This window comes from Tumebacillus permanentifrigoris (assembly GCF_003148565.1).
Classification (GTDB): domain Bacteria; phylum Bacillota; class Bacilli; order Tumebacillales; family Tumebacillaceae; genus Tumebacillus; species Tumebacillus permanentifrigoris.
The window spans coordinates 71,924-95,885 of sequence record NZ_QGGL01000017.1 but is presented as its reverse complement, the minus strand read 5'-3'; the positions used below and the strand labels follow the sequence as shown (position 1 = coordinate 95,885).

Annotated in this window: 30 protein-coding genes; 24 read left to right on the top strand and 6 right to left on the bottom strand. The window is 54.7% G+C overall.

Annotation, left to right across the window (positions count from 1 at the left end; translation table 11 throughout):
- Positions 1 to 28 precede the first annotated feature (28 nt).
- From C7459_RS17940 to C7459_RS17850, 19 genes are all read left to right on the top strand, one after another.
- Positions 29 to 889: a hypothetical protein gene (locus C7459_RS17940; RefSeq protein ID WP_109690667.1), complete on the top strand. Its 861-nt coding sequence runs from the start codon at positions 29 to 31 to the stop codon at positions 887 to 889.
- A gap of 12 nt (positions 890 to 901) precedes the next feature.
- Positions 902 to 1,267, top strand: a complete 366-nt coding sequence (locus tag C7459_RS17935) for a DUF2190 family protein (RefSeq protein ID WP_109690666.1) — start codon at positions 902 to 904, stop codon at positions 1,265 to 1,267.
- Between the two features lie 23 nt (positions 1,268 to 1,290).
- Complete coding sequence (locus C7459_RS17930) at positions 1,291 to 2,274, top strand: major capsid protein (RefSeq protein ID WP_109690665.1); 984 nt, start codon at positions 1,291 to 1,293, stop codon at positions 2,272 to 2,274.
- A 114-nt stretch (positions 2,275 to 2,388) separates the two neighbouring features.
- Positions 2,389 to 2,658 carry a hypothetical protein gene (locus tag C7459_RS17925; RefSeq protein ID WP_146201038.1) on the top strand — a complete coding sequence of 90 codons (270 nt, stop codon included), beginning with the start codon at positions 2,389 to 2,391 and terminating at the stop codon, positions 2,656 to 2,658.
- A gap of 10 nt (positions 2,659 to 2,668) precedes the next feature.
- Positions 2,669 to 2,983 (top strand): hypothetical protein, encoded by a 315-nt coding sequence (locus tag C7459_RS17920; RefSeq protein WP_109690663.1) that lies wholly within the window; start codon positions 2,669 to 2,671, stop codon positions 2,981 to 2,983.
- Positions 2,983 to 3,537, top strand: coding sequence for a hypothetical protein (locus C7459_RS17915; RefSeq protein WP_109690662.1), 555 nt, complete (start codon positions 2,983 to 2,985; stop codon positions 3,535 to 3,537). Before C7459_RS17920 ends, C7459_RS17915 begins: the two co-directional genes overlap by 1 nt.
- A 5-nt stretch (positions 3,538 to 3,542) precedes the next feature.
- The gene (locus tag C7459_RS17910; protein ID WP_146201037.1) at positions 3,543 to 3,926 is read left to right on the top strand and encodes a minor capsid protein; all 384 of its coding nucleotides are present in this window, start codon (positions 3,543 to 3,545) and stop codon (positions 3,924 to 3,926) included.
- Positions 3,927 to 3,931: 5 nt separating this feature from the next.
- Complete coding sequence (locus C7459_RS17905) at positions 3,932 to 4,123, top strand: hypothetical protein (RefSeq protein ID WP_109690660.1); 192 nt, start codon at positions 3,932 to 3,934, stop codon at positions 4,121 to 4,123.
- A 35-nt stretch (positions 4,124 to 4,158) separates the two neighbouring features.
- Entirely contained in the window at positions 4,159 to 4,704 is a 546-nt protein-coding gene (locus tag C7459_RS17900) for a hypothetical protein (protein ID WP_109690659.1), read from the top strand.
- Between the two features lie 66 nt (positions 4,705 to 4,770).
- Positions 4,771 to 5,295: a hypothetical protein gene (locus tag C7459_RS17895; protein WP_146201036.1), complete on the top strand. Its 525-nt coding sequence runs from the start codon at positions 4,771 to 4,773 to the stop codon at positions 5,293 to 5,295.
- Between the two features lie 50 nt (positions 5,296 to 5,345).
- A complete protein-coding gene (locus tag C7459_RS17890; RefSeq protein ID WP_109690657.1) occupies positions 5,346 to 5,588 on the top strand; it encodes a hypothetical protein in 243 nt (80 codons plus the stop codon).
- 24 nt (positions 5,589 to 5,612) lie between these two features.
- On the top strand, positions 5,613 to 10,343 hold the full coding sequence (locus C7459_RS17885; protein ID WP_245884622.1) for a phage tail tape measure protein: 4,731 nt from the start codon (positions 5,613 to 5,615) through the stop codon (positions 10,341 to 10,343).
- A 13-nt stretch (positions 10,344 to 10,356) separates the two neighbouring features.
- Positions 10,357 to 10,662, top strand: coding sequence for a hypothetical protein (locus tag C7459_RS17880; RefSeq protein ID WP_109690655.1), 306 nt, complete (start codon positions 10,357 to 10,359; stop codon positions 10,660 to 10,662).
- Positions 10,663 to 10,679: 17 nt separating this feature from the next.
- Positions 10,680 to 14,201, top strand: a complete 3,522-nt coding sequence (locus tag C7459_RS17875; RefSeq protein ID WP_109690654.1) for a sialidase family protein — start codon at positions 10,680 to 10,682, stop codon at positions 14,199 to 14,201.
- The gene (locus C7459_RS17870; protein WP_109690653.1) at positions 14,198 to 15,328 is read left to right on the top strand and encodes a hypothetical protein; all 1,131 of its coding nucleotides are present in this window, start codon (positions 14,198 to 14,200) and stop codon (positions 15,326 to 15,328) included. Before C7459_RS17875 ends, C7459_RS17870 begins: the two co-directional genes overlap by 4 nt.
- A 2-nt stretch (positions 15,329 to 15,330) precedes the next feature.
- Positions 15,331 to 15,624 (top strand): hypothetical protein, encoded by a 294-nt coding sequence (locus C7459_RS17865; RefSeq protein ID WP_109690652.1) that lies wholly within the window; start codon positions 15,331 to 15,333, stop codon positions 15,622 to 15,624.
- A 15-nt stretch (positions 15,625 to 15,639) separates the two neighbouring features.
- Positions 15,640 to 15,843 carry a BhlA/UviB family holin-like peptide gene (locus C7459_RS17860; RefSeq protein ID WP_109690651.1) on the top strand — a complete coding sequence of 68 codons (204 nt, stop codon included), beginning with the start codon at positions 15,640 to 15,642 and terminating at the stop codon, positions 15,841 to 15,843.
- 58 nt (positions 15,844 to 15,901) lie between these two features.
- Complete coding sequence (locus C7459_RS17855; protein ID WP_170119537.1) at positions 15,902 to 16,756, top strand: N-acetylmuramoyl-L-alanine amidase family protein; 855 nt, start codon at positions 15,902 to 15,904, stop codon at positions 16,754 to 16,756.
- 67 nt (positions 16,757 to 16,823) lie between these two features.
- Positions 16,824 to 17,447, top strand: coding sequence for a phage holin family protein (locus C7459_RS17850; RefSeq protein ID WP_109690649.1), 624 nt, complete (start codon positions 16,824 to 16,826; stop codon positions 17,445 to 17,447).
- A gap of 34 nt (positions 17,448 to 17,481) precedes the next feature.
- On the opposite strand, the gene C7459_RS23030 is transcribed toward C7459_RS17850, so the two are convergent.
- From C7459_RS23030 to C7459_RS17825, 6 genes are all read right to left on the bottom strand, one after another.
- A complete protein-coding gene (locus tag C7459_RS23030; RefSeq protein WP_146201035.1) occupies positions 17,482 to 17,868 on the bottom strand; it encodes a hypothetical protein in 387 nt (128 codons plus the stop codon).
- Positions 17,865 to 18,509 carry a hypothetical protein gene (locus C7459_RS17845; protein WP_109690648.1) on the bottom strand — a complete coding sequence of 215 codons (645 nt, stop codon included), beginning with the start codon at positions 18,507 to 18,509 and terminating at the stop codon, positions 17,865 to 17,867. Before C7459_RS17845 ends, C7459_RS23030 begins: the two co-directional genes overlap by 4 nt.
- Entirely contained in the window at positions 18,496 to 18,924 is a 429-nt protein-coding gene (locus C7459_RS17840) for a DUF6941 family protein (RefSeq protein ID WP_109690647.1), read from the bottom strand. Before C7459_RS17840 ends, C7459_RS17845 begins: the two co-directional genes overlap by 14 nt.
- A gap of 270 nt (positions 18,925 to 19,194) precedes the next feature.
- Entirely contained in the window at positions 19,195 to 19,422 is a 228-nt protein-coding gene (locus tag C7459_RS17835) for a hypothetical protein (protein ID WP_109690646.1), read from the bottom strand.
- Between the two features lie 5 nt (positions 19,423 to 19,427).
- Entirely contained in the window at positions 19,428 to 19,661 is a 234-nt protein-coding gene (locus tag C7459_RS17830) for a hypothetical protein (protein WP_109690645.1), read from the bottom strand.
- 172 nt (positions 19,662 to 19,833) lie between these two features.
- Positions 19,834 to 20,067 carry a helix-turn-helix domain-containing protein gene (locus C7459_RS17825; protein WP_109690644.1) on the bottom strand — a complete coding sequence of 78 codons (234 nt, stop codon included), beginning with the start codon at positions 20,065 to 20,067 and terminating at the stop codon, positions 19,834 to 19,836.
- A 183-nt stretch (positions 20,068 to 20,250) separates the two neighbouring features.
- On the opposite strand from C7459_RS17825, the gene C7459_RS24045 reads away from it, so the two are divergent.
- The 5 genes from C7459_RS24045 to C7459_RS17810 all read left to right on the top strand — a co-directional run bounded on the left by C7459_RS24045 (position 20,251) and on the right by C7459_RS17810 (position 23,941).
- The gene (locus C7459_RS24045) at positions 20,251 to 20,379 is read left to right on the top strand and encodes a hypothetical protein (protein ID WP_281272787.1); all 129 of its coding nucleotides are present in this window, start codon (positions 20,251 to 20,253) and stop codon (positions 20,377 to 20,379) included.
- Positions 20,376 to 20,594 carry a hypothetical protein gene (locus C7459_RS17820; protein WP_109690643.1) on the top strand — a complete coding sequence of 73 codons (219 nt, stop codon included), beginning with the start codon at positions 20,376 to 20,378 and terminating at the stop codon, positions 20,592 to 20,594. Before C7459_RS24045 ends, C7459_RS17820 begins: the two co-directional genes overlap by 4 nt.
- Positions 20,595 to 20,718: 124 nt before the next feature.
- The gene (locus tag C7459_RS17815) at positions 20,719 to 21,183 is read left to right on the top strand and encodes a hypothetical protein (protein WP_109690642.1); all 465 of its coding nucleotides are present in this window, start codon (positions 20,719 to 20,721) and stop codon (positions 21,181 to 21,183) included.
- Positions 21,183 to 21,323, top strand: coding sequence for a hypothetical protein (locus C7459_RS23460; protein WP_170119536.1), 141 nt, complete (start codon positions 21,183 to 21,185; stop codon positions 21,321 to 21,323). Before C7459_RS17815 ends, C7459_RS23460 begins: the two co-directional genes overlap by 1 nt.
- Positions 21,320 to 23,941 carry a type IV secretory system conjugative DNA transfer family protein gene (locus C7459_RS17810; protein ID WP_146201034.1) on the top strand — a complete coding sequence of 874 codons (2,622 nt, stop codon included), beginning with the start codon at positions 21,320 to 21,322 and terminating at the stop codon, positions 23,939 to 23,941. The genes C7459_RS23460 and C7459_RS17810 overlap by 4 nt, the downstream gene beginning before the upstream one ends.
- Positions 23,942 to 23,962 lie beyond the last annotated feature (21 nt).

The window sequence follows — 23,962 nt, the reverse complement described above, 5'->3', positions numbered from 1 at the left end:
TATTTTTTTCAAGAGAGGAGGTGCCCCTGTGGGAGAGCCCAAGCCGCCACAACAAAAGATCAGCGAGAAAGCGAAGGCTTTTTTGAAGAGTCTGTTCGATTCGAGCGACGAATCTAGCGCAAAAGACCTGAACGAAGTGCTCGACGATCGGAACCGCGACGAAGTCCTCTGGCAACTGACAAGCGCGCTACGTGAATCGCTCGACAGCATCCTCGATGACGATACCGTCTCCGACAAACAAAGCGCATCGATTGTCGTCCTGCAACAGTTCTTCGATGCGTTGCAAGGATCAGGCCTGACCAAGGCCGAGCTGGAAAAAATGTTCGCGGGTAACGAACCGCGAGAAGACCTTCATAAACGAAAGGAAGATGAAAAAATGCCGAAAGACATCCCGATCCAAATCGACAAATCCGCGCTGTCTCCTGAGTTGCGAGAGCATCTTGAAACCATCGAGAAACAGGCTGCGGATGCCAAGAAACAAGCCGAAGAATTCGCGAAGCAAGCCCAAGAAGCAAACGACATCGCCAAAGCCGAGCGCGACGCCCGCTTGACCGAAACTTTCATCAACAAAGCCGCCGGGTATCGTGCACTCCCCGTCAAAGCGGAAGATTTCGGACCGGTGCTCAAGGCGCTGGCTGAGAAAGCCCCGGACGAGTACAAAATTCTCGACGAATTGCTCAAATCTGTGGATGCGGCCATGGCAGACTCCGACCTGTTCAAAGAGATCGGCAAAGGTGCTGGCGGCGGTTCGAACGACGTCATGAAACGCGTGGAGTTGGCCGCTGAGGAACTCCGCAAGAGCGAACCCACTCTCACGAAAGAGCAAGCGTTCTCCAAAGCGTTGCAAAACAACCCGGAACTCTACACTGAGTACCGTAAAAATCAATAGGAGGTCATTCCGATGGCACAAGAAGTACCAGTACGCATTTCGATCCCCAATGACCAAAACCTGACTCTACACCGTTACCGCGCCGTGAGTGTGGGTGCTGACGGGAAAGTCGTCAAACCGGATGATCCGTTGGATTTTGTGATCGGAATCCTCGACATGGATGTCCGCGCAGGCGGTACCGCATCCGTGCAAGTCGGAGGCGTGGCCCCGACTATGGCAGGTGGCGTGTTCAGTGCTGGCGACCCGATCACAATCGACGCTCAAAGTCGCGCCGTTCGCGCCGTGTCTGGTAATCGAGGCTTCGGCATCGCACTTGAAAGCGCAGCGGGAGCTGGAGAAATCGTAGCTGTCTTGCTGACTCCGGTCGGTATCGTCTAAAAAACTCTCAGGAGGTGGCTTGAATGCCGTCTAACAGCAATGCTCATGTTGACCAAATGCTGACCAATATCAGCGTGGCGTACATGCAAGATGAAAATAACTTCGTGGCTGATAAAGTTTTCCCAGAGGTTCCGGTTGAACGCGAGGCGGATCGATACTTTGTATACTCGAAGGAAGACCTGTTCCGCGATGAAGCGAAAGAACGGGCGAACGCAACGGAATCGGCTGGCATGGACTACGAGGTAGACAACACGCCGACTTACTACGCGAAGGTGTACGCATTGCACAAAGATATCACCGAGCGCGACCGTAAAAACTCGAATGACCCGCTCAAGCCAGATCGAGATGCTACACAAATCGTCACCAGCAAGCTGATGATCAAGCGTGAAGTGCTGTGGGCTGAAAAATACTTCAAACCCGGTATCTGGGGCCAACAAACTTCCGGAGTAGCATCTGGGACCACAACCGACGCAACGCATTTCCTGCAATGGGATGACCCGGACTCTGATCCGATCACGGATATCGACAATGCCCGGATCTTGACGCTCGAACAAACCGGCTACGAACCGAACATCCTGACGATCAGCGCGCATGTGTTCAACCAACTCAAGAATCATCCGAAGATTCTTGATCGCATCAGGTATACGCAGAAAGCAACCATCACAGCGGACATGCTGGCCGGGTTGTTTGAGGTCGAGAAGTTCTTGGTCACAAAAGCGGTTCTGAATACCGCCAAAAAAGGAAGCAACGCGGCGATGAAGTTCGTCATGGGCAAACATGCGTTACTTTCTTACGCGCCGAAAGATCCGGGCTTGCAAGTACCGTCCGCAGGATACATCTTCCCGTGGACTGGACTTGAAGGTGCTGGCGCCTACGGCAACCGGATTGTGCGTCTCCAGATGGATCATTTGGGTAAGGGCACCGAGCGGATCGAGGGCGAGATGGCCTTTGACCAAAAGGTTGTTTGTCCGGATCTGGGCTACTTCTTCGCGAATGCGGTGAAATAAATGTGGACCTACAGCGGCGACCCGAGGACGAGCAAACGCGATGAAGTCCGGTTCCACATAGGAGACACCGACACGGATGACCAGCTCTTGCAAGACGAGGAGATCGAGTACTCGTTGACTCAGGAACAAAACGTCCTACTCGCGGCCGCTTCGTGCGCCCGGGCCGTTGTCGCGAAGTTCTCGCGGGAATCAGACAAAGAGGTTGGTGAACTCAAAGTCACACTTTCGCAACGAGCGAAGGCGTTCAGAGACCTTGCCGACTCACTGCAGGCGCGAGGACAGAGTATCATCCCGCCAACCACTGGCGGGACGGCTCTGGCAGCGCCATACAGCGGGACATCAGGCACAAGCGGGACGTTCTCGCGTGGAATGATGTCGAGGTAGGTGAGGGCACATGGACAAATCCATCTTGAAACTACTCACACAGACCGTGTTGATCGAGAACTCCACCGGGACAACAAAGCACGGAACAGTCGAATACGGTCCACCTGAACTTTGTAAAGCCCTCGTGATGTTGGAAATCAAGGCTGTTCGTGACGATCAGAACAACGAAGTTGTGAGCAGCGGCCATATCTATCTCGACGGAAAGGTTGTGGTTGGCATCAAAAGCCGTGTCACGCTCCCTAATGGATCAAAACCACCGATCCTCAGCGTAAAACCTCAGTTTGACCTCGACGGAAGCGTCCACCACTGGACGGTGTACTTCTAATGCGGGTCGACATCAAGATCGCTGGACTGGACAAGCTTTCCGAGCGCGTCCTCGAAGTGCAGCATAAAGTGATCAACGAGGTTGCGATCGGCCTTTATCAAGGCACTGAGTTGGTCATGACTGAGAGCAAAAAGGAAGTCCCTGTCGACTTTGGCAACCTCCGAGCGACTGGCCACGTTCAACAACCGGTGATCGAAGGGGCCAAGGTCACGGTTCACGCCGGCTACGGCGGCCCCGCTGCGCGTTATGCGTTCGCTGTTCATGAGGGCACTGGCATCTACGGACCCGAGGGTAAGCCATTTGTCATCACGGCGAAAAACAAGAAGATCCTAGCTGTCCCTTTCAAGAACTGGGGCGACCGTCCGGTGAACCCCTATGGGTCGAAGAAGTTTCCGATGCTCTCGAAGGATGGCAAATTCGTTCTGCTGGGGCGGAGGGTGAAACAAAAGGGGATCAAGGGACGCAAATACCTGGAACGACCGCTCAATTCCAACAAGGACAAGATCAAAGCACGAGTAGACGCGAGAGTCGCCCGTGCATTGAAAGAGGGGTGATGAGGTTGTCCCTAGACATCTTGCATATCACAGAGTATGTGGAGTCGGTCGGGCCAGCAACGGCGTACTACTACGACATGATGCCAGATGACGAGGAGTGTGTCGTGCTGATCGAGGAACCGGGCGACCCGAAGCAGTCGACCAATACCGAAGTGCGCGCTTTCCAGCTGCTCGTCAGGGCTCGCGAGAGCCCGAGGGCGCGGGAGTTGATCTGGGGGGTATACGAAGCCCTGCGTGAACGTCAATCAACCAAGGTTGAACTCGATGGGCATGTCCTGTACTGGATAAAGGCTGTTCAAACTCCGTGTCCGTTGGGGTATGACGAAAATAGGCGACCGATCTTCGTTGTGAACTACAAATGCGAAGTCAGCGCTCAACCTGTGAGGTGAGAAAATTGGAACGACGTAACAATCTGGTGCAACTACGCTTCGTCGGCGACAGCGAGCGCGAATCCTTCGCCGTTCGGTTCAAACCAGGTGAGGTGGTAGCGGTCACCCCGGAGCGCGCAAAAGAACTGGAACCATTCACCGAGAAGGTAACCCATACCAAACAAAACGCAGAAGAGGTCGTTACTCGAAATGAGTAGCGGCCTCTCTTCATTCCGAAGGGAGCTAACACCGAATGAGCAGCACAAACGCAGCTAGCCTCGAAGATATTCAAATGGGCCCGTGCATCGTCCGTATCGATCCAGACTTGCCAACGGAACTCGTCATCAATCTGACCGACGATGACATCAAATTCAACTGCAAGGAAGAGACCATCGACGTCACGGTTAGCCAGTACGGCAAGACGGTGGTTGCGAAGGTGTCCAACGGTATCGTTGCGACTATCGAGGCGTCGATTGCGTCCAGTAAGATCGTCATTTTGGACATGGCTTACTCCTCGACGGAGACGGTCACCGACACGACCGATCCAACGAAAAAGGCATTGTTGCTCAAGTCCAAGGTCGGGAAAAACCTCTTCAAGCGAGCAAGGCCCGTACGAATTGAGCCTCTTGGAGGTACCGAAGAGGATTGGGTCACATTCCCGAAAGCGATCATCGAGGCCGACATCAAGCGAGCCTACCAAGTTGGCAAGATCCACGCAACGCCGCTGATGATCACCGCAATCCCAGACATCCTCAACGACGACACGACCGTGATCTTCGGAGACGGCACAATCGTCTAAACCAATCAAACACATCCCACCGAAGGAGTTGCGCGTATGCGTGGCTCTTTCTTTTTGGAGGTAGCCATGAAAAAACTGAACCCGCTCTACTGGTTGCTGTCGCTCTGGCGCATGATTCGCCTAGCGTTCGCCACCACTCTCATGAGAAAGACCAAATACCGCAGTATCGCCTCCGCTTCAACCGGGAAGGTGATCACCGTGCGGATGGGTGACCGCGATGTCGTCGTGCAATCCCTCGCCTTCGGCTTCTACATGGAAACCGTCCCGCGCATGAAAGCATTGATCGCTGTCGTTGGCGAGGCGCAGAAGCAGGGACTGAGTCTGGAAGAGACCGTGCAAGTTGTCCTCCAATACGCCAAAAAAGATTTTCTCTATCTGCTCCAAGAACTCACTGGCCTCGAAGTGGAGTACATCATCCGCAACGTCACGCCGGCACAAATGTTCCGCTACGTCCGGGCTCTCATTGAGGTGAACGAGTATGAATACGCCTTGGGGGAGGTCAAGACGTTCATCGGGGAGGTGGTACGGATGATGATGGGCATGGCACAAGATCTTCAGGAAGCAAAGTCACCTTCCGCACCGACTGGCTAAACGAAATCGTCGCCGAGTTCGCGTGGCACGGGATCTCAAAGCCGGAACTCATGCAAGACTACCTCTGGCGAGAGGTGCCCGTCATCCTTGAACGCTGGGGGCGAAAGGAAGCCTTGCAAGCGTTGGAGGCGTTCAACATCCGCACCCACTCCCACTGGACAGATGAACGGGCGCGAAAGGAGTATGTCGAGGGACTGCACCGACGAGCCAATAAACACGTTGTGCCACCGAAGAAAAAAGGCGTGTTCGAGCGCGAAAGACTCGCTCTGCTCCGTGCATCATTCAAAAAATAAGGGAGGTGGGGGACTTTGGATGAAATGACCAACGTTGGTGGCGTCGGAATTGAAATAGTCGGCGACGCCAGAAAATTCGAGGAAGCGATTGAGAAGTCCATGAAGAGGGCTGATGCTTTCGCGGAAGCGATCGGGAAGACCGCTGGTGTCTTGCACTCTGTGGAGTCCGCCAGCACCAAACAAGCCACCTCCTATCAGTCTGATGCAAACCGCTCACAAAGCGCGGCTAGGGCGACAGGAGAGGCGATTCGGGAGCAAGCAACGGCCGTGAAGGAATTTGAGTCAGCGAGTGACAGACAGGCTGCTTCTTTCGTGGCCGCGGCGGCGTCCGCGCAGAGTGCGGCGCGCTCAACTGGTAACGCGATTCAAGAACAAGTCACCGCCGTCAAAGAGGTTGAATTGGCGTCGAGGCAACAAGCTGAAACGATGCAACAAAACGCCGAGGTAAGCGTGCAGGCGACCCGTCGGATGTCTTCTGAGATGGAGATGATGGTCGACGCGATCAATCGTCAAGCAGAGGCGGACAAAGCAAGCGTCGAGTCGTACAACCAAAACGCCGAGGAGCGCGTCTCCTCCATCGAAAAAGTCAAAGAAGCGGTTGAAGGACTCGCTGACGTAACCCAACAGTCGGCGCAGGAACGCCGTGCTACCGAAGAGGAGGCACGGCGGGCGGCGGAGGACGCGGCTGAAGCAGAGCAAAATCGCTTACAAGCGATCAGCGACGCTCTGCAGGACCTTGGCACGACCGCAACAGGCGTATTCGCCGCAATCTCGATTGCGATCGGACTCGCTGAGAAAAAAGCGAACGATTTCGAGGAGAAGGTGGCATCGCTTGCGGCGATCTCCGGGGCATCCGCTGCCGAAATCCAGAAATCCGCTAACGCGGCAATGTCGATGGCTCCTAACTTGGGGCAATCCCCGACGAAGGGTGTCGAGACTCTAGAAGAATTCAGCAAGGCTGGCGTTGAACTCGCACGATTGTACAAAGGCGAGCTAAAAGATGCGATGGCACTCACTGTATCAGGTGAGATTGAGGTGGGTGATGCCGCCGAATACGCGGCCAGTTCATTCGCGAACTACAAGGACGAAATGCTGACGCTGAAGGACATCAGTAACGTCGCAGTGGGTGCGGCAAACGCATCCTCAACCTCCGTGAAAGAGATGGCAGAGGCCAATTCACAACTTGGTAACGTTGCGAAAATTCTTGGCTTCAACTTCCGGGATGTCAACACGCAGTTTGCGCTTATGGCGCAGAATGGCCTCAAAGGTTCCGACGGGGCAACCAGCATGAAAACGTTCTTCTTGGCGATCGCGAATCCCACGAAAGAGTCTGGCGACCTCATGAAGAAATTGGGGTTGTCCTTCTTTGATGCGTCAGGCAAGGCGAAGTCTTTCGTCGAGATGAGCGACATGCTCCGTGCTAAACTGAGTCGCTTCAACGAACAGTCGCAGGCGGCTATCATGTCGCAGATCGCAGGTTCAGATGGTATCCGATTCATGTCCGCCCTCATGAAGCAAACGGGAGACGACTGGAACAAGATGACCGCTGACATGTCAAAGGCATCCTCGATGGGGGTTGCAGAAGGCAAGCTCGACTCTGTGAACGGCCAGCTCAAGAAGCTGTCCGCCAGCACCGAGGTTGCCGCCATCGGGTTCTCCGAAGGGATCTCGCCGGCTATGAGTGGAGTCGTCAGCATCGCAACAGAGGCAGTCGATGCCTTTAACAAACTGGATGCCTCCACCAAAGGTACGATCGGCACGGTTACGGCGACGGGTACGGCGATGATCGGGACAGCGGCGGCCGTGAGCTTGCTGACGGTTGGGTTCGGGAGGCTTGGAGCGTCAGTAAAAGCCGCAGGTGGTGCAATGGCGATCTTGAATACGAATCCATTGATTGCCGCACTGACCGTACTTGTTGGCATATCAACTGCCGTGTACATGTCGTTCGAACGCAACGCTCAGGCAGCCAAAAAGTTTTCCGATGCACAGGATGAATTGAACAAAAAGATTGCCGAAGTAGCTGTTACCAAAGATCCCGGCACATACAAGGAGTCCCGTGATGAAGCAAAGCAGATCGAGGAACTTGGAAAGAAACATGATGAACTGACAAAGAAAAAAGATGAACTCTTGCAAAAGCATATGGAGTTGATCAAAGCCCATCGCGAGCAAAGCAAGGAAGCTAGCGCCCTTCGTAGTCAGATGGGTGATTTGGATAAACAACTCGCAAAAAATAATGCCTCGCTTACGGAGTTGGGTCTGTCCGGCGACAACTGGAAACAGAAACTCGAAGAACTTCGCGCTGCGTATTTCTCTAATACATCTGCGGGGTTGGAATCGATCAAAACCGATGTTGACAAACTCGTAACATTACAAGATTCGATCAATAAAATCGAGGATGCACAGCAAGCGTATAAGTCTCTCTCTGCCGAGGAAAATCTGAACGCAGAACAGAAAGCGAAACTCAATGACGCGGTCACTGCCCTCAAATCTCAGATACCGGGCCTGAACACCCTGCAACTAGAAAACGGAAAAATCATTATTCAAAACACCGACCTAATCGGTGATAAAATTCGCGCCCTCAAAGATGAGAAAAAAACTACTGAGGACACGACAAATGCCACTCTTAATTCTTTGAAAGTAGAGGCAGAGGAACGAGTTAAGTCGTACACCGTACAGATTGAGGCGATTAGAGAGCTTGCAAAAGCTCAGCAAGCACTAAATCACGACGGGAATACCGGGAACGATATCGAGATTCCTACAAACGTCGCCAAACGCCAACAGGCGTATCTTGAAAAAGCCGAGAGTGTTGTAGCGACCTCAAAAGTTAACATCGCCGCCATCGAAGATGCTTACAACCGGATCAAAAACGGCACCCCTTACAGCGCTCCTACCCCGCCGTCGAGTGGATCTGACGTTTTCACGCCGGATACCAACGAGAAGAAAGGAAAAAGCGCCGAAGAACTCGCTCGCGAGGCGGACGCCGCTCGTCGGGCGTCATTCGAGCGTGACATGGCTTACTCAAAGCAACTCCTCACGACAGGAGAGATCAACGAGGAGGGTTACGTTGATCGTTTGAAGGGAATTCGTGGTTCGTACTCCGACTGGCTGGCAAAGAACTCCTCTGATTTGTTCAGTTTGATCAACGAGATCGAGCACCAATCCTTCGGGTACTCCGAGGGGTGGATCAAAGACAAGAAGCAATCGATGATCGAATCTGGCGCTTCCACCTTGGAAATCGCTCGTATGGAAGAAGAGGCGTGGGCACGGGTCGCTAATCGACAGGGCCTACTCGCAGAAGATCGCAAGAAAGCAGAGGAAGAGTATCGCCGCGCAAGCAAAGAAGCAAAAAGCGCGGACTTCGCTGAGTCTGAGAACTGGATCGCGCAGTACCAAAAGACTTCTCGTGATGCAGGGCTGACGGACATCGAAATCGCCAAGGGCGTGTATGACGCATGGGCACGAGTCAACGCCAAAAAGGCCCAGTACAACCCCGAGGATCAGATCAAGGTTACTGAGCAACTGCGTGAGGCAACGATCGAACTGGAAAACCAAATCGAATCAGCGCTTCGCAAGGCACGGGAGATGGATCGCGACAAAGATATGGCCGCCCTGGAGGAGCAGTTCAAATCCGAATTGGAAGCGCAACAATCCAAACTCGACGGTCTTGAAAAAGAGGCTACGGCGACGAAATACCTCATCGACCTCGAACGCGAGCGTCAGCGACTAGCCGATCTGGAGGATCAGCGCAACAAGGTCGCGGCGGATGTTCGATTCGAGATCATCGACGTGGACGCATCGGGTAATCTCGTGAAGAAGCGCACCGCTGACACCGCGCGCTTGACGGAGTTGGACAAGCAGATCGCCGATCAAAAGACACGCATCGGAGATATGCAACGCGACGAGGAGAATCGCAAGCAGCGCGAGCAATACGACAAAGAAATGAAGGAGCTGCGCGATTCTCAGGACAAGAAGAAGGCGGCTCACGAAGCGTACTGGAAGGACCTACTATCCAGTGAACGCATTAACTCCGACACCCGCGCTGCGGTTCAGAAAAATGGGCTGGACACCACGTTGGCAAACGTGAAAACGTACCTGAAGCTCATCCAAGACGAGTACACCAAAAAGCAGGGCGAGATCATGGCTGCAGGTGGCCTCATTCCTGCATCGTCCACCGGATCGTTCATCGGTGGCGGCGGATCATCTGTAGATTTCACCGCTATCCAAGCACAGATGGCGGCGAACAGTGCCGCTTGGGGGCAAGCCACGTCCCAAGCTGAACGTGATCGTTTGCACGACGAAAACACCAAACTTGGTAGCGGTGCAGGCGGGGTTTACGACGACAAGACCGGTAAGTGGTCGTTCCCGAAGCTTCATACGGGAATCGATCGTGTGCCGGGACTACCAGGTGCAGAGCCAACCTTCACCCTTGAAGCGGGAGAGAGGGTTCTTTCTGTTTCAGGGAACGAAACGTATGAAGCCTACATGCAATCGGCAATGTCGAGGCAAACGTCTATCGACAGCATCATGTCGGCGGCGGTGAGCTCCTTCCGAGAGGCATCCAGCCCGCAGGCGATGCCGCAGGATGTGTACGCCGCAGGTGCTGGTGGTGCGCGAATCGTGCAACCACAGTTCAATATGCCTCTCAACGTGACCAAAGGGATGGATGCCCAAGACTTCGACCGGATGTGGAAACAACAAGGAAACGATGTCTGGGAACTCATCAACTCTGTAGGGCAACTAGAAGACGATAAATAAGGGGGATTTTTTCATGATCAACGCAACCAAATGGCAAGCAACGATGATCGACAACGGCAAGCTGACCGGTGGCTCCGGTGATCCATCTGATGTGAACGTTTCGGCGGTCGCGCCGGACCTCATGAAGCAATTCACAATCAGCAGCTCGTCAGAACCTTCCGTCGCCTTGTACCTCATGAACGGTCAAGAATACTGGCGGCGCGGCGGTGTGGCCTTTAAACCAGCGTGGCCGATTGTAGCTTCGCTGGCAGATGGCACCACGTTGACGATCACGCGCATCAGCGACGCTGTCGGTGATCTGTTCTTCGACCAACGATAAGAGAGGAGGCGGCGCGTATGGCAGTCGTCGTAGAAAGCACACCGTTGGACCCTGTACCCCTTGAGGAGATCGATGGCATCCTCACCAGCGACAACGGCGAAACGCAGGCATCGTTCGTCGGTGGCAAGGTTTCGTACCGCTCTGGCGGTTACGAACTTACCATCACCGCCCGCGACACTAAATACATCGACTTGGCGAACGGATTGGAAGATGTGTTGTACGACGCTGACAGCGCCTCCTCCCCGGTCGTCTCGCGTGGTCTGAACGTGCAGGCGGGACAAGTATACCCCCTCGTGGAAAGCTACTGGCAATTGGAAGCAGGGCGGCTCAAGCACTACATGAGCATCAAGTCCGACCTCCGCCCGCCGGATGATTTTTTAGAAGCACCGTTGTTGGCCACGACTGACATCGTAGAGTTCGACCCGAAGCTCCGGTTGCGCGCCGACGGCCGCTTCGTAGTGGGGGAATTCACGGCTTCCGTTCTGGAACTCGTAGATAGAAACGGAACGCCAGTCTTCACCCTACCGTCCATCGATACATGGGACCAGCGCGGGGCGAAGGTGGGGGGCAAGTATGTTTGCTCCCCTCTCAACGCGGGGCGCTTGCAGATCGCCACGGCGGTCGAGTATTCATGGCTTGCCGATCAGGCGCGCATGTACCCGGTTATCATCGACCCGACCGTCCTCCCGGCCCCGGCGCTAGACTTCATGAGCGGCGCTCGTCAGGAGGTTCGCCTGAGCAACGGTTGGCAGGTTGTATTGGTACGGAACTCTAGTTGGAACCCGTACTTCTTCGTAAGCAAGGACGGCGGCACGACGTGGACACAGCTTTGCTACTCGACCATGCAGGTCAGCGTTGCCTCGATCGCATCATACGGCACGAAAGTGTACTTGCTAACGTGTGGCTCTCTCGACCAGGCTTCGGATACAGCGGTTCGGATGTTCTCGTTCGATGCAACGACCGTACTCAACAATGGATCACTGTCGCAACTCACCCCTCCGTCCTCAGCTGAGGCTTATGTATTCAGTACCTGCAGTCTCGTGACGGACCAAAACGGCAAGCTATGGGCGTTTTGGTCTGCACAGTGGGGCGGGTACAGTCAATACAACTTGCGGTACACATCCTCGACAGACGGGGGAATCACATGGGCGGCGCTACAATCGCTCACGAACGAAACCACCAACGGAATCAATCATACGAATGTGTCGGCGGTGCTTCGCGGCAACGGGAATCCGGTGGTGCTGATGAACACAGCTACGTCCACGACGTACAAAATCGATGCGATCGTTTGGAATGGTACCACATGGACAACGTATCCCGTTTTCAATGGCGGGACCTACGCTCAGTTCAACCCCGTCGCTACGGTAGATTCCTCGTCAGACGCGATCGACGTCTACTGGTACGGAAAAGATGCTGTAGACACCGCAGCGTTCAACATCCGGCATACGCGGTCGACGGACTACTCAACGTTTTCCGCGCCGACCAAGATCACCACAGGGAACACCTACAACCAGCTATCGCCTGCGCCGTTCGTTGAATCGAGCGGCAAGCGGCGCGCCTTGTGGTCCGGTCGCTCGTCGGGAACCTACGACCAAATCCGCACGGCCTCCAACGACGGGACAGGGTGGGGAGCACCATCGGACATCACGGCCAATACCACAAACAGCGCGACGAGGCCATTTGTGATCTGGTCGCGGCACAACCTGAACAACGACGATGTATGCCGCTTCGTGTATGTTGACAACAACACGATCAAAAGCGACCAGATCCTGCCGAACACCGCGCCGTTGGCCCCGTCCAATTTGACACGAGCGAACTACGATGCAACGCAGGCCGCAACGCTGACTGCACTTCACAACGACACGCCGGGTGACTACCCTAGTGCCGTCGAGGCGGAGTTCTACGACGCTTCAAACCCGGCTGTCGCAGTCTGGACCTTGGCGAAGACTGGCGTACCGGCCAATTTGACAGTCACGATCTCCATTCCCGCGAACAAATTCACGAATGGCAAGACCTATCAAGCGCGAGTCCGAACATACGACTCGCAAGGTGTCGTCTCGCCGTGGTCGCAAATCCTGAGTTTTAAATGTTCCGCCGCGCCTCAGGTTGCGCTGGTGGCGATCCCAGCCAGCACCGTAACGGGCGACACCTACACGTTCAGTGGGACATATTCACAGGCAGGCGGGTCTGCGGAATTGTCCTATCGCTATAAGATCTACGACTCTACCGGTGCAACTTTACTGCAGGACAGCCAGGACATCCCTAACTCTGCAGCAACCAATAACACGAAAACATTTACAGGTCTTCAAAACAACACAGCCTATATGATCGAGTTTACGGCAACCTCCCAGGACGGAATCGTAGCTTCAACGGGAAAAATTCCTTTTTCCGTCACCTATACACCGCCTATGACACCGACAGTGTCCGCTCTGAACAACTACTCAAACGCCAGTGTTCAGCTTACTTGGGCCGCGGCGTACAAAAACCTCCTGAGCATCGCGCAAGCGAAGCCTGTTGCTACAACGGATTTCAGCAGTGGACTGCAGTTGACGATAGACGGCGCAAATTCCGTTTCGTCTGGAGGGTCGTTGAAGATGTTCGCCGCAACATCGATGTCAGCTACTGTGCAGACCCTGACTTCCGCCCGTATCCCTGTCGTCGCCGGCGCAACATACACATTTAGCGCCTACCTGAAAACATCGGTGGCCAGCCATAATGTGGCGCCGCGCATTTACTGGTACAACGCAGCAGGAGCGTTTGTTGGGACATCGTCGGTTGCATCGCAGGCAATCGGTTCGTCGTGGACGCGTGTGAGTCTTTCAGCGGCCGCGCTACCCGGTGCGGTTTCGTGCTACGTCCTCTTCGTCCTGAACACGCTGGCCGCAGGTCAATCAATCTGGATCGACCAACTACAGCTCGAAGCGGGTAACGCCCCGACAGTATGGCAAGCTGGTAACATCCCAATCTCCGGTTTTGATGTCTATCGCCGCCCGGTTGGAGCCTCAGATAGCGAATGGAAGCGAATCGCCCAAGGGGCGACCTCACCATACGTTGACTACACCTGTTCGGCGGGGGTTTACGAATATGGAGTGCGTAGCGTTTCCCCATCAAACTCAATGTCCGACTACGGAAAGGCGCAGGTCACGCACGCGTTCGCAGGTCAATGGATTATAGACGAGCTTGTGCCCGCTAACTCGATAAACTTCCTCTACAATCAGGAAGGGGCGAAGATGTCCGCGCCACCAAAAACGAACTATTCACAAACGTTCAGTCAATACGAGCGTGGCCACAAGCAACACGCTCGCGGTAAATCCGGTACGCTCAGCGCAATGATGTTGACGGACAGCGGGTCGCCGTCCGAACTTTTGAGTCTGTACCAACGCCTCGATGCGATGTGTAACTCTGTTCGGACGTACCTGTTGAAGTTTCAGTGCGGGTTCGTCTTCCGTGTAGATCTCACGGGAGCAGAGCCGCACATTCATGGACGAGGAGAATATGGAGACGTTTCAGTCGATTGGAAGGAGGTGGCGCCTGTATGATCGCTGGTTCTCAAAGTTTCATCGACGCCATGATCGCGCCGATCGCGAGGGTGCATGCGCGTGTTGACTTGTTGGACAAGCAGGAGCGTTTTTTGAAGCGACTGGACGGATCGGTAAAAGAGTTGAATTTTTCGGCGGACAGCAAACGCGATGTCCGCAGTGAGTTCTCCCTGACACTCATCAACAACGGGGATTTCACGTGGTCAGTTGGCGGTGAGATCTGGATTGATAAACGAATCAAGTTGTGGATTGGATTGGAGACCCCGACCGGCGCGATAAGTTATGTGCCTAGAGGGGTTTTCTTGTTGGAGGAAGCGGTTGTAGATTCGAAGTCGCAAGAAGCGTATTTCGCGGGTGGAGACAAGTGGAAGTTGTTCGACGGATCGAATCGCGGGAAATTCACCGACACGACGACGATCCTGAAAAACGTGCCGATCTTCCAAGCCATCATGGACCAGGCGCAGACAGGGGGCGAGACGAACTTCGCGTTTGAAAACTGCGCAACTTTGGTTCCATATGATCTCCCGTACCAAATGACAGATGCGCGAGGGAAGGCCATGAAAGATTTGGCCGCCGCTGCCGTATATGACTTGTTTTACGACTTCAACGGGTTCCTTCGCTTCCGTCCACTCCTGCAAGATGTGTCCACCGTGGCAAGTTGCTGGACATACGACACTTCGCAATTCACGCTGTACGCTGGTGCTCGCAAGTCGTTCGACTCTGCCAATCTGTACAACAAAGTTGTCGTGGTCGGGGGAAGTTCACAAACGGCCACAGTCAGCGCGGTGGCTGTCAACAACGACCCGAATAACCCGATCTCGACCGTCAACATAGGGGAACGCATATTCCACTACAACAACGGCTCCCCTGAACCGTTGATCGTCGATGTTCCGCACGCGCAGTATCGTGCTGATTACGAACTGGGGGAGCATTCTAAACTCCCAGAGAAGCACGAGTTCGAATGTTGGCCGAACTACCTACACGAGCCCGGTGACGTCATCACGATCATCGACTCAGATACCGGAACGAGTGATAAATTCGAGCTGGTGCGCTTTAGTATCGGACTTCGACCGGATGGTGGTGGTCTGATGACCGGTGAAGCGACCCGCGTGAGGAAGGTGACGTAGAGATGAAAGTTCAAATTCGGATGTTCTGGAAACGAATGAATCGGATCATCCGCCGGATCGCTAGTCGAGAGGCACAAAAAGCAGTCGGCCAGCTCATTGCATACGGCAAGGTGTCTGCTGTCTCCGCAGGCCCCGCGACGACTCAAAGGGTGAACGTCTACATCAACGGCGCGAGTACGGCGACGCCAAACGTTCCCGTTTGCTCACGCTCAGGGACACTTGTCGTTGGGGACGAGGTGATCCTGATCCGCAAGGACAGCGTGGACATGTTTGTGATCGATAAAAAACCGATGTAGGGGAGGGGTTATAGGGTGGTGGAAGAAAACTTGATCGCCATTTTCCAAGGTCAAGGGCCGTGGGCGCTGTTGTTTGTTGTTCTGTTCATGTGGAACCTCCGTGAGAACAAACAACGGGAGGGTCGCCTGATCGACGTGATCGATCGCCTGAGCGAGAAATACGACGAGATGGCCGTCGACCTGCACGACATCAAAGAGACTTTAAAAAAAACCGCCTAGTATTAGTTGGGTGGGTCGTTTTATTACGAAGATTTTTAAATAAGAGAGGATGAAACACATGACCGATATTATTTGCATCGATCCGGGTCACGGCGGGTACGATCCGGGTGCCGTCTACGGCGGGGTCCGCGAGAAAGACATCACCTTGCACATCGGGCTCCAACTCCGCGACATCTTGCGGCGCGCAGGATTCGGAGTCGTCATGACCCGCGAGAGCGATGCGTCTCCGGGCGGTGCCACGAACGTCAACGCCGATCTGAACGAGCGCTGCCGGATCGCCAACGCTGCGCGTGCGGATGTGTTCCTCTCGATCCATGTCAACGCAGGCGGCGGGCACGGTGCTGAGATCTACGTGAACGGCGACGGCGGCCCCATTGCGGCGCTTGCTAAGGGCATCATCGGTGACGTTTCGCTCGTTTGCGGTGTACATGGACAAGCCGTGCGGGATGGCGGCAAGAACGGCGCTGGCTGGCGCGTGATCGCAGGCACGAATATGGATGCAATGCTCCTCGAGGTCGGCTTCATCGATACCGACGACCTACGCAAGATTCAAGCACGAATCGACGACTTCGCGCCGATGATTGCCCGTCAGTTCTGCGCCTTTTACGGTGTGCCGTTCCCTACCGCAACACCTGCGCATGCGCCGACCTGCGACAAGCAAGCGGCGGAGGATGTGATCGCACTCTACGGCCAGCTCGCGAAGCGAGCAACGCCTGCTATGGTGGTCGCGGCCAACTTCGCCGCCAACGCCGTCCGACGCGCCGCCGGCATCCCGATCACAACCGACCTTGGCAAGCCTACCGTAGAAGCGGCAGACCGCATGGAAGCCTTCACGCAAGCCGTGTGGTGGACCGCATCCCCGGATTCGCAGGAGTGCCACCACATCGCCGCGGATGCCCTCCGTGCGCTGTAGCGTCTGTCTGTCAATCAATCTACTGACCCGCCGCCGGCGCGCATGACCGGTGGCGGAACTCGAAAGGATGATCCTCATGACCGAACTCGACCTCCAACAACTCACCGCCGACCCGGTGACCGCGCTGATCGTAGCGGCGCTCGCGCTGTTCGGCGCGTTCCTCAAGAAGAGTACCAACCTCGATAACCGCTTCATCCCCGTGGTGCTGGCGGTCGTCGGCACGGGCTTTGCGGTGCTGACCAAGCTACCGCAACTCCACGGTGCCGGCGACTACTTGCAAGCCGTGCTCACAGGCGGCACATACGCCACTCTCGCCGTCGGCGGGCACTCCGGGCTACGGCACCTGTTCTCCGCACTCTCCGCCCGGTACAACAGCCCGGATGTGCAAGCTGCCGTGCAGGAGGTAGCTGCTGCCTCTGCGCCGGACATCGCGCTTGTTGAGCGGTTCGCCCGCGTGCGCGAGGCTGCCGTGCATGCGATCACGTTCATCGGCTTGGAGATCGACGACTTGCAGCCGTGGCAACGCGGATACCTGGCACAGGTTCTGACCAACACCACCGGTCACGAGGTCACCGTTGCGGAGCTCGACCGTGTGCTTGCCACCATCAAGACTGCAGGTGAGGCGATCCGCGAGCACGACGGCCTAAAGGCGTTGAAGGTGATCGCGGAGGGATTCTCACCAGATAAGTAAAATACCCCAGCCACTAGGCTGGGGTATTTATGATTCAAGTAATATTTGGGACTGGTGCGTTGTTAGCTGAGGTGGATGGTGCATCCCGACCGGCTTCTACAAGGAATACTCTCCAATGGCGCACAGAGATGATCAGGTACCAAGCAATGAATACCAAATGGAGAGCAACTAGCCCTATGCCTGAATAAAAAGCAACGATTGATTCGGCATTTCTGTTGTTGCCCACTGCAACATAGTACATAAAAGCTAAGAAGACCACCACCACCATATCCAATGCAACAACTCCAATGATTGGAATAGTGAGCTTCCTCCAAGGCATGTTTTCAGCAAGTGCAGTTAATGGGTCGGTGAATCCTATCGATGCATCCATAGGCAACGAAGGGACTTGTGAGGTATTCTCAGGGGTAGGTGTAGTTGTCAAGTTTTTTTACCTCGCAACACGTAGTCCACAAAGAAGACCGTGCCCATTCCTACTGACATTAACGCAAAAACACCAGGTATAAGGCGATATATTGAAGGGACAACAACCACCCCGACTACTCCTAAAAATGCCAAAATGCCAAATGTAGTCACAGCACCATTATAGGCATTTTTCAATTGGCTATTTGCAGTAGCGCGTCGTGGATCCACTTCGATCACCTCACTTTCATCATCGACTTGCGTTTCCTGAGTCGTAGCTTTTACAAAGTACTCGAAAGTTTTTGTCTGCGAACCAAGGTTCATCTTCACATTTTCCTCAGAGGTGGATGTTCTTGTATCATGATATGCAGGTGGGTACGCAAGTCGAACCGCTTGTTTTTTATCACCAATTCTAGCGGTTGCATAACTTATGACTGGTGCATCCTCAATACACTCCGTGCAGTCTGAAATTTGCGGCCCTTGAAACGCAGCCTTGTCCGCATCTACAGGACCTACTTGCGTAGTCATCATCAAAACAACTGCCCACAAGGTTCTGAAAAAAACCAATTGATTATTTGTTTGAGAAAACGAAGATCGATTTGTTGCGAAAGGCTCAAAGGCATTGAGTTCTTCTTCGCCAATTACAGCATCAATCGTTGTCATCGTCAGTCACCAACCCCACCAAGAAACTGGAGGATCCGACAAGTTCGTCATCCTCATCAAACAGTTCCACACTGTACATCCCTTCTTCAGACAATTGGATGTTTTTTAATGAGTATGCCAATCCAACTGTTACAACCATCTTATTGTCTTTTGGGAGTTTTTCGGGAACAGGAGGCAAAATCACAGGCCCTTCCCCTTTTTTTAAAATTTCATCGTTAGGCGACTTCACTAGTACTTTAAGCAGGAATTGGTCACTACCATCCGCCACAACATCAAGCTCTACTGCTAAAGTGAACGTGTAAGTATTTGGTAGTGATTGGAAAGTCAATGACCGGAAAATGCCATAAATATTGGTTCGGTCTTTTGTGGGCTCAACCTCGTCACAAAGTAACATTGAAAGCAAGTTCAGATTCATTAGGATTACCCCTCGCTACATTATTTCCAAAAACATGAACACTAAAACAGAACTGTCTAGTTAACATAAAGCACGGAATGCTGTCAACCCTTCTGTTCTGTAATTTTATATTATCATAGTTGCTAACTCATAAACAATTAGAATACCCGTACCTAGATCGGAAAAGCATAAATTACACTAAACATGAACGTTTTAAAGTAGTTTTTCTTAACTGAGTACATACGTATGCATTATAATAACTGGAAGCAACGGCCTGTGGTGGGCGGTTGCTCATAGTCCTCCATTGACAACATCATCTGGAGGGCATACATAGATCTCCAACAGGGAATCACCAATGTTGAAAAAGGCATTTTCAAATTTCCGATCAAACTCCTTTTTCAGCATATACCCGTATTCCCGAATGAGGTCCACAAAGGCTTTTGCATCGGCAGGGGACATCTCTCCGTATGAGATATCTTCGAATTCACTTTCTCCATCAATCACCACTACTTTGATCACAGTGCTCACTCCTCGTCATCGTCATCGTCATCGTCATCGAACAGAACAATAGCAAGTCGCTTGGTTCTCAGGTCAATGGTGGCGCTACGATATGCGTATACCGAACCTCCCAACTGTAGGCCACAGGTTTGAACCAACTCAATAAGGGCCTTCGTATCAGTGGGCGACATTGGGCCAAATGGGATCTGTTCGTATTTATCAAGTTTGTTGAACGCCATGAGCATGACTTCTATCGTCATCGAAATCACTCCTTGTCCAAACCATATTCAACTTGCTGGACGAGAATGCAGCGAAGGAAGAAGTCTGGTTTGCAGGCATAGGTAGCACCTGTTAGCGTAGTACGCGAGCTGAGGCGAAAGTCTGGATACCCAAAGTACACCGCAGGGGGATAAGCCCGGCGGTGTCCTTTTTTCATGCCCAAAAATCCTCATACTCCTTGGCTTCTCCCGTCAACTCCTTTATCGCCCGCAAGACCTTTAAGGCTGTTCGACGGATGGGACGAGTACGCTTACTGCCATCACACCATTCGCTGATCGTGCTGTGCGGAACGCCGCTTTTTTTCGAGACTTCCTGCTGCGTGATTCCACTCGTATCTAAAAAGCGCCCCAATGCACTTCTGTTTTTGCCAAGACCAAACCAAGCCATATAAGGACCTCCCGTCGCTTTCGGTTGATGTCCTCAGTGTTGTCCAAAATGTCGATCTTGATACTTTTCTGAACTCCGACATATTGGACAAGCGGTACGTCGTATGCTCTACCAACAGCACGGCACAGTGCCACACCACACAACGCAGTACAGTGCCGCACAGCACAATATGGGGGTGTCGAGATGGAGCGTGTAGAGCAACTGAAAGCCGACTTGGAGGGCCTCAACGAGCACTGGAACAAGGTGTTTGAGTTGATGGCAGCCGTCGAGCGCGAAATCGACCGGATCGAGAAGGATGGCGAGTGGGTATGAGAGATGGTGTGCGTCAAGTCGTGCGTAAGCCGGTCGAATTCAATCTGGGGAAAGAGGAGGACTATCTCGCGCACGAGTATCTCAAGCAGATCCCGAATTTCGCAGGTTTCGTAAAAAAGCAACTCGCCAACGCAGAGCGGCAACGCCGTGAACGCCTGAAAGCACAACTCAACGCCACACAGCACAGTGCAGCACAGCGCCAAGCAGAACAATAAAAAAACCGCCGGTTTCCCGACGGTCAGAGTTTGCCTATGGAGCTCGCGAGCGCCGCGCAAGCGCTCTGCTGCAAGCGTATGCGGTTGGAGGGCGGGAATATACCAATTTGAGGGGGAATCTGCAATGATCGTGAAAATCAATGGGTGTCTGGTGAACGAAGTGGTTGTTCAGGCGGCGGTGCCGTCTCCGAAGAACCAGAAGGTGCGCGCGTCGGGCCGGATGATCGATACACCGACCGCTACGCGCAACACCTCGAAGCGAGTAGCTGTTGCGTGCACCTTGGCCGCCGCCGCATTACTCACCGCCGCTCCGGCATTCGCCGTTGGTGCAGGAGTAGCAGGGGCATCGCAGGCCCACCCGTTCGAGGACGCGGTGATCGCGTCGGTGGAATACGATTTCATCGCGGTAGTCCTTCTGTTCGCAATCAAGAAGGAATGGGGGAAGAAGCTGGGGTTCATCAGCGGACTTGTCTATGGTGGCATCTTTTGCGCTGAAGCCGGAGCACTCCTCATCGCTACCGTCTTCACCTGGTTGAACGGCCAGCTCCTGCACCTGCTCGAAGTAGCGCGCACAACGGGGGTGTCCTGATGCGACTCTTGATCGGGCTTACCTTCGGGTTCATGCTCGGCGCAATCTACGGAGTCCAGTTCGCCGTGCGGGTGCCGGACAGCGGCGTTGTGAAGGGTGTCCAGTTCGTCAAACTCCTATGGAAGATGGTGATGGCGTGAAAAACCGTCTCATGGTCACGAGGCAGACCGGCAGCGGGGTGAGTGTGGCGTTTCTTGTGCCGCCCGCTCGCCGCCCTGTATCTGCTCCGGTAAAAGAGTCGGCGGTCACCTTGGAGGAGGTCGCCGCAACGTCCGCAATGCCCGACGCTGGCGCTGATGTGATACTCGAGGAAATGAAGTCGCCGGTACAGGAGAAGCCCGCCGTTGTGCCCGCGTACCGCACGTTTCAGTTGATCCCCCACGCGAGCGTCAAGAACGAGAACATCGAGCACTTCACGCGGGTTATCGCGGACTCCTACCGCGAGCTTTGGCAACGGTGGTCAAGTGGGCGCGCCGAAGACCCGGACCGCATCTTCTTTGAAACGGTGCTGGAGCCGCAGAGCTTCCGCACCTACATAACGACCAATTCGTCACTGTATGAGCAGGTCCAACAACATGCGCGCTCCGTCTGGAGGAATGTCACGCTGGCCGATGCGGAGTGCCCAGCGTCCGGGATCGAGCCGGGGCGGTCGACGTTCTATGAGCTCCGGCTGGCGCGACCCGCATTTCTCTCGCTGAAGACCGATCGACGCATGCAAGAAACTCCACTTGCGCAGATCGCGGAGTTGACGCGGGGTATGTCGTCTGGTGATCGCGTTGTCCTCCAGATCGGCATGCAGGCGGCGGAGAACTCGTGGGGTCGCGTTGCCGAACGTGCCCGCGAGGAGTTTGCCCAAGCCAAAAAACCGCGCTGGTGGGGGAAGGAGCGGGCGCTGCACCAGTCCAGCGAGATGAAGACCGCAGGCTATGGTTTCGATACGGTGATCCGCATTACCGTGACCAGCGACGACGAGCGCCGGAGACGTTTCCTCGCGAATGGGGTGCGGTGTGCACTCAAGCAGTTGGATCAGGACAACGTGTTGGTGGAGAAACGTGTGTGGCGCTGGTTCAAGGCGCGCTGGCTGCGCGACCTACAACGCCGGCGACTTCCCGTGCCGCTCCGATTCCGCAAACGTCAGATCCTAACCGGTGCGGAGATTGCACACTTTGTGAAGTTGCCGCAACGGGCGCTGCAGGAGGAGTACAGCGCGATCGATGCCGTGACCAAACCGGAGGTCAGCCTGCCCGATGAGTTGTTCTTGGCGGACGTACCAGGTATCGACATCGGCACGGTCGTGGAGCGTGGTTCCAACAGGACGGCGAGGGTTCCGCTCAAGGCGTTCGGTTCGACCTCGCAGGAGCAGGTCAACGACGCGTACTGCCTGCCAGAGTTCGTCTTCGGGGAGCAGGGTGGGGGCAAGACCAGTGAGGCGAAGCACCGGGCGCACGCGGCGATCACGAACGGCCAGACGGTGTTCTTCTTCGATACTGCCGACGGCGCGGCCGTTCGTGAGCTTCAAAATACACTCCCGACCGACTACCCGCCAGAAAAGATCATACACATCGACCTGACCAACAAAGCGTGGCCTGTGGCTCTACGCTGGGCGTTCGATCCGAAGTTCAATGAAGTGACGGCTGACGCCGAACTCGAAGCGGAGAAGTCCCGCGAGGCAGGTCGTATGTTCTTGCGGCAGTTCGTCGCCGGCATCGCCACGGACGCTTTCACCGATCGAATGGAGCGCTACCTTGCATCCGTGTCGCGCGCGGCGGGTTCGGCGCCGCTCGACATTGAGTTGGCGCTGAACAGCCCGGCCTACCGTGAGGAGCTGCTGTCGCGCCCTGACGTCGCCGCTCAACTGGACATTGCACTTGACCTGCAGGCGCTCCAAGACAAAGCGCGTCGTGGTTCGGAGGACATCTCCCGCGATGGGATCATGAGCCGCCTCCGGGCCCTGTCTTCCGATCGGTTCCGCACCAATCTGTTCTATCAACAGCCGGTTGAACCGCTCGACTTCCGCAAGTACGCCGACAACGAGGAAGGTGGCTACGGCTACTGCGTGACGATCTACTGTGACAAGTCTTCGTTCGGGCCTGACGGCCAAGAGGCGATCATGACCTACATGCTCGCGAAGGTCCTGCTGGAGGCCGCGTATAGCCGCGTCGACATCGCGGATCGGAGCAAGCGCAAACCGTTCGTCGTCCTGCTCGATGAACCTCACAGATTCATAAGGGGCGAGATGGCGACCAAGCTCGGTGAGGACGCAGCGGTCGAGTTGCGTAAGTACCGTTGCAAGCTGGTCATGTTTGGCCATAGCCGCGCACAGCTAGGGAAGCTGTGGGATGCGTTCCAGAGCGGAGGCATACAGGTCACCATGTACAAAAGCAAGGATGTGCAGGCGTTCAAGGACTTGGCCGCCATCATCGCGCCGCTCGACCCGGTGGAGGCTTGGCGATCGCTAGGCCAGTACGAGGCGGTGGTCACGAAAAAGCTCCCTTCTAAGACAGAGGTCGCGTTCATCGCCAAGATGTGCCAGCCGCCGGCGCATGTGCAGGACCGAACTGCGCGGCGCGAGGCATGCGCACGGCAGTTCGGTCGCCCGTGGAAGGAAGTCTCTGGCGAGATCCAGCGCCGACGGGTGGAGTATGCGCAGAAGGACTCAGAATGGCTGCACAACGAGCTGGAGAAGGCAGAAGAGTCGGAGGCTGAGAAGAAGGAGCGCCGGAAGCGAGGGAAGGCAAAAGAAAAGACCCCGGCATAGATCGGGGTCGTATTGGGGGTA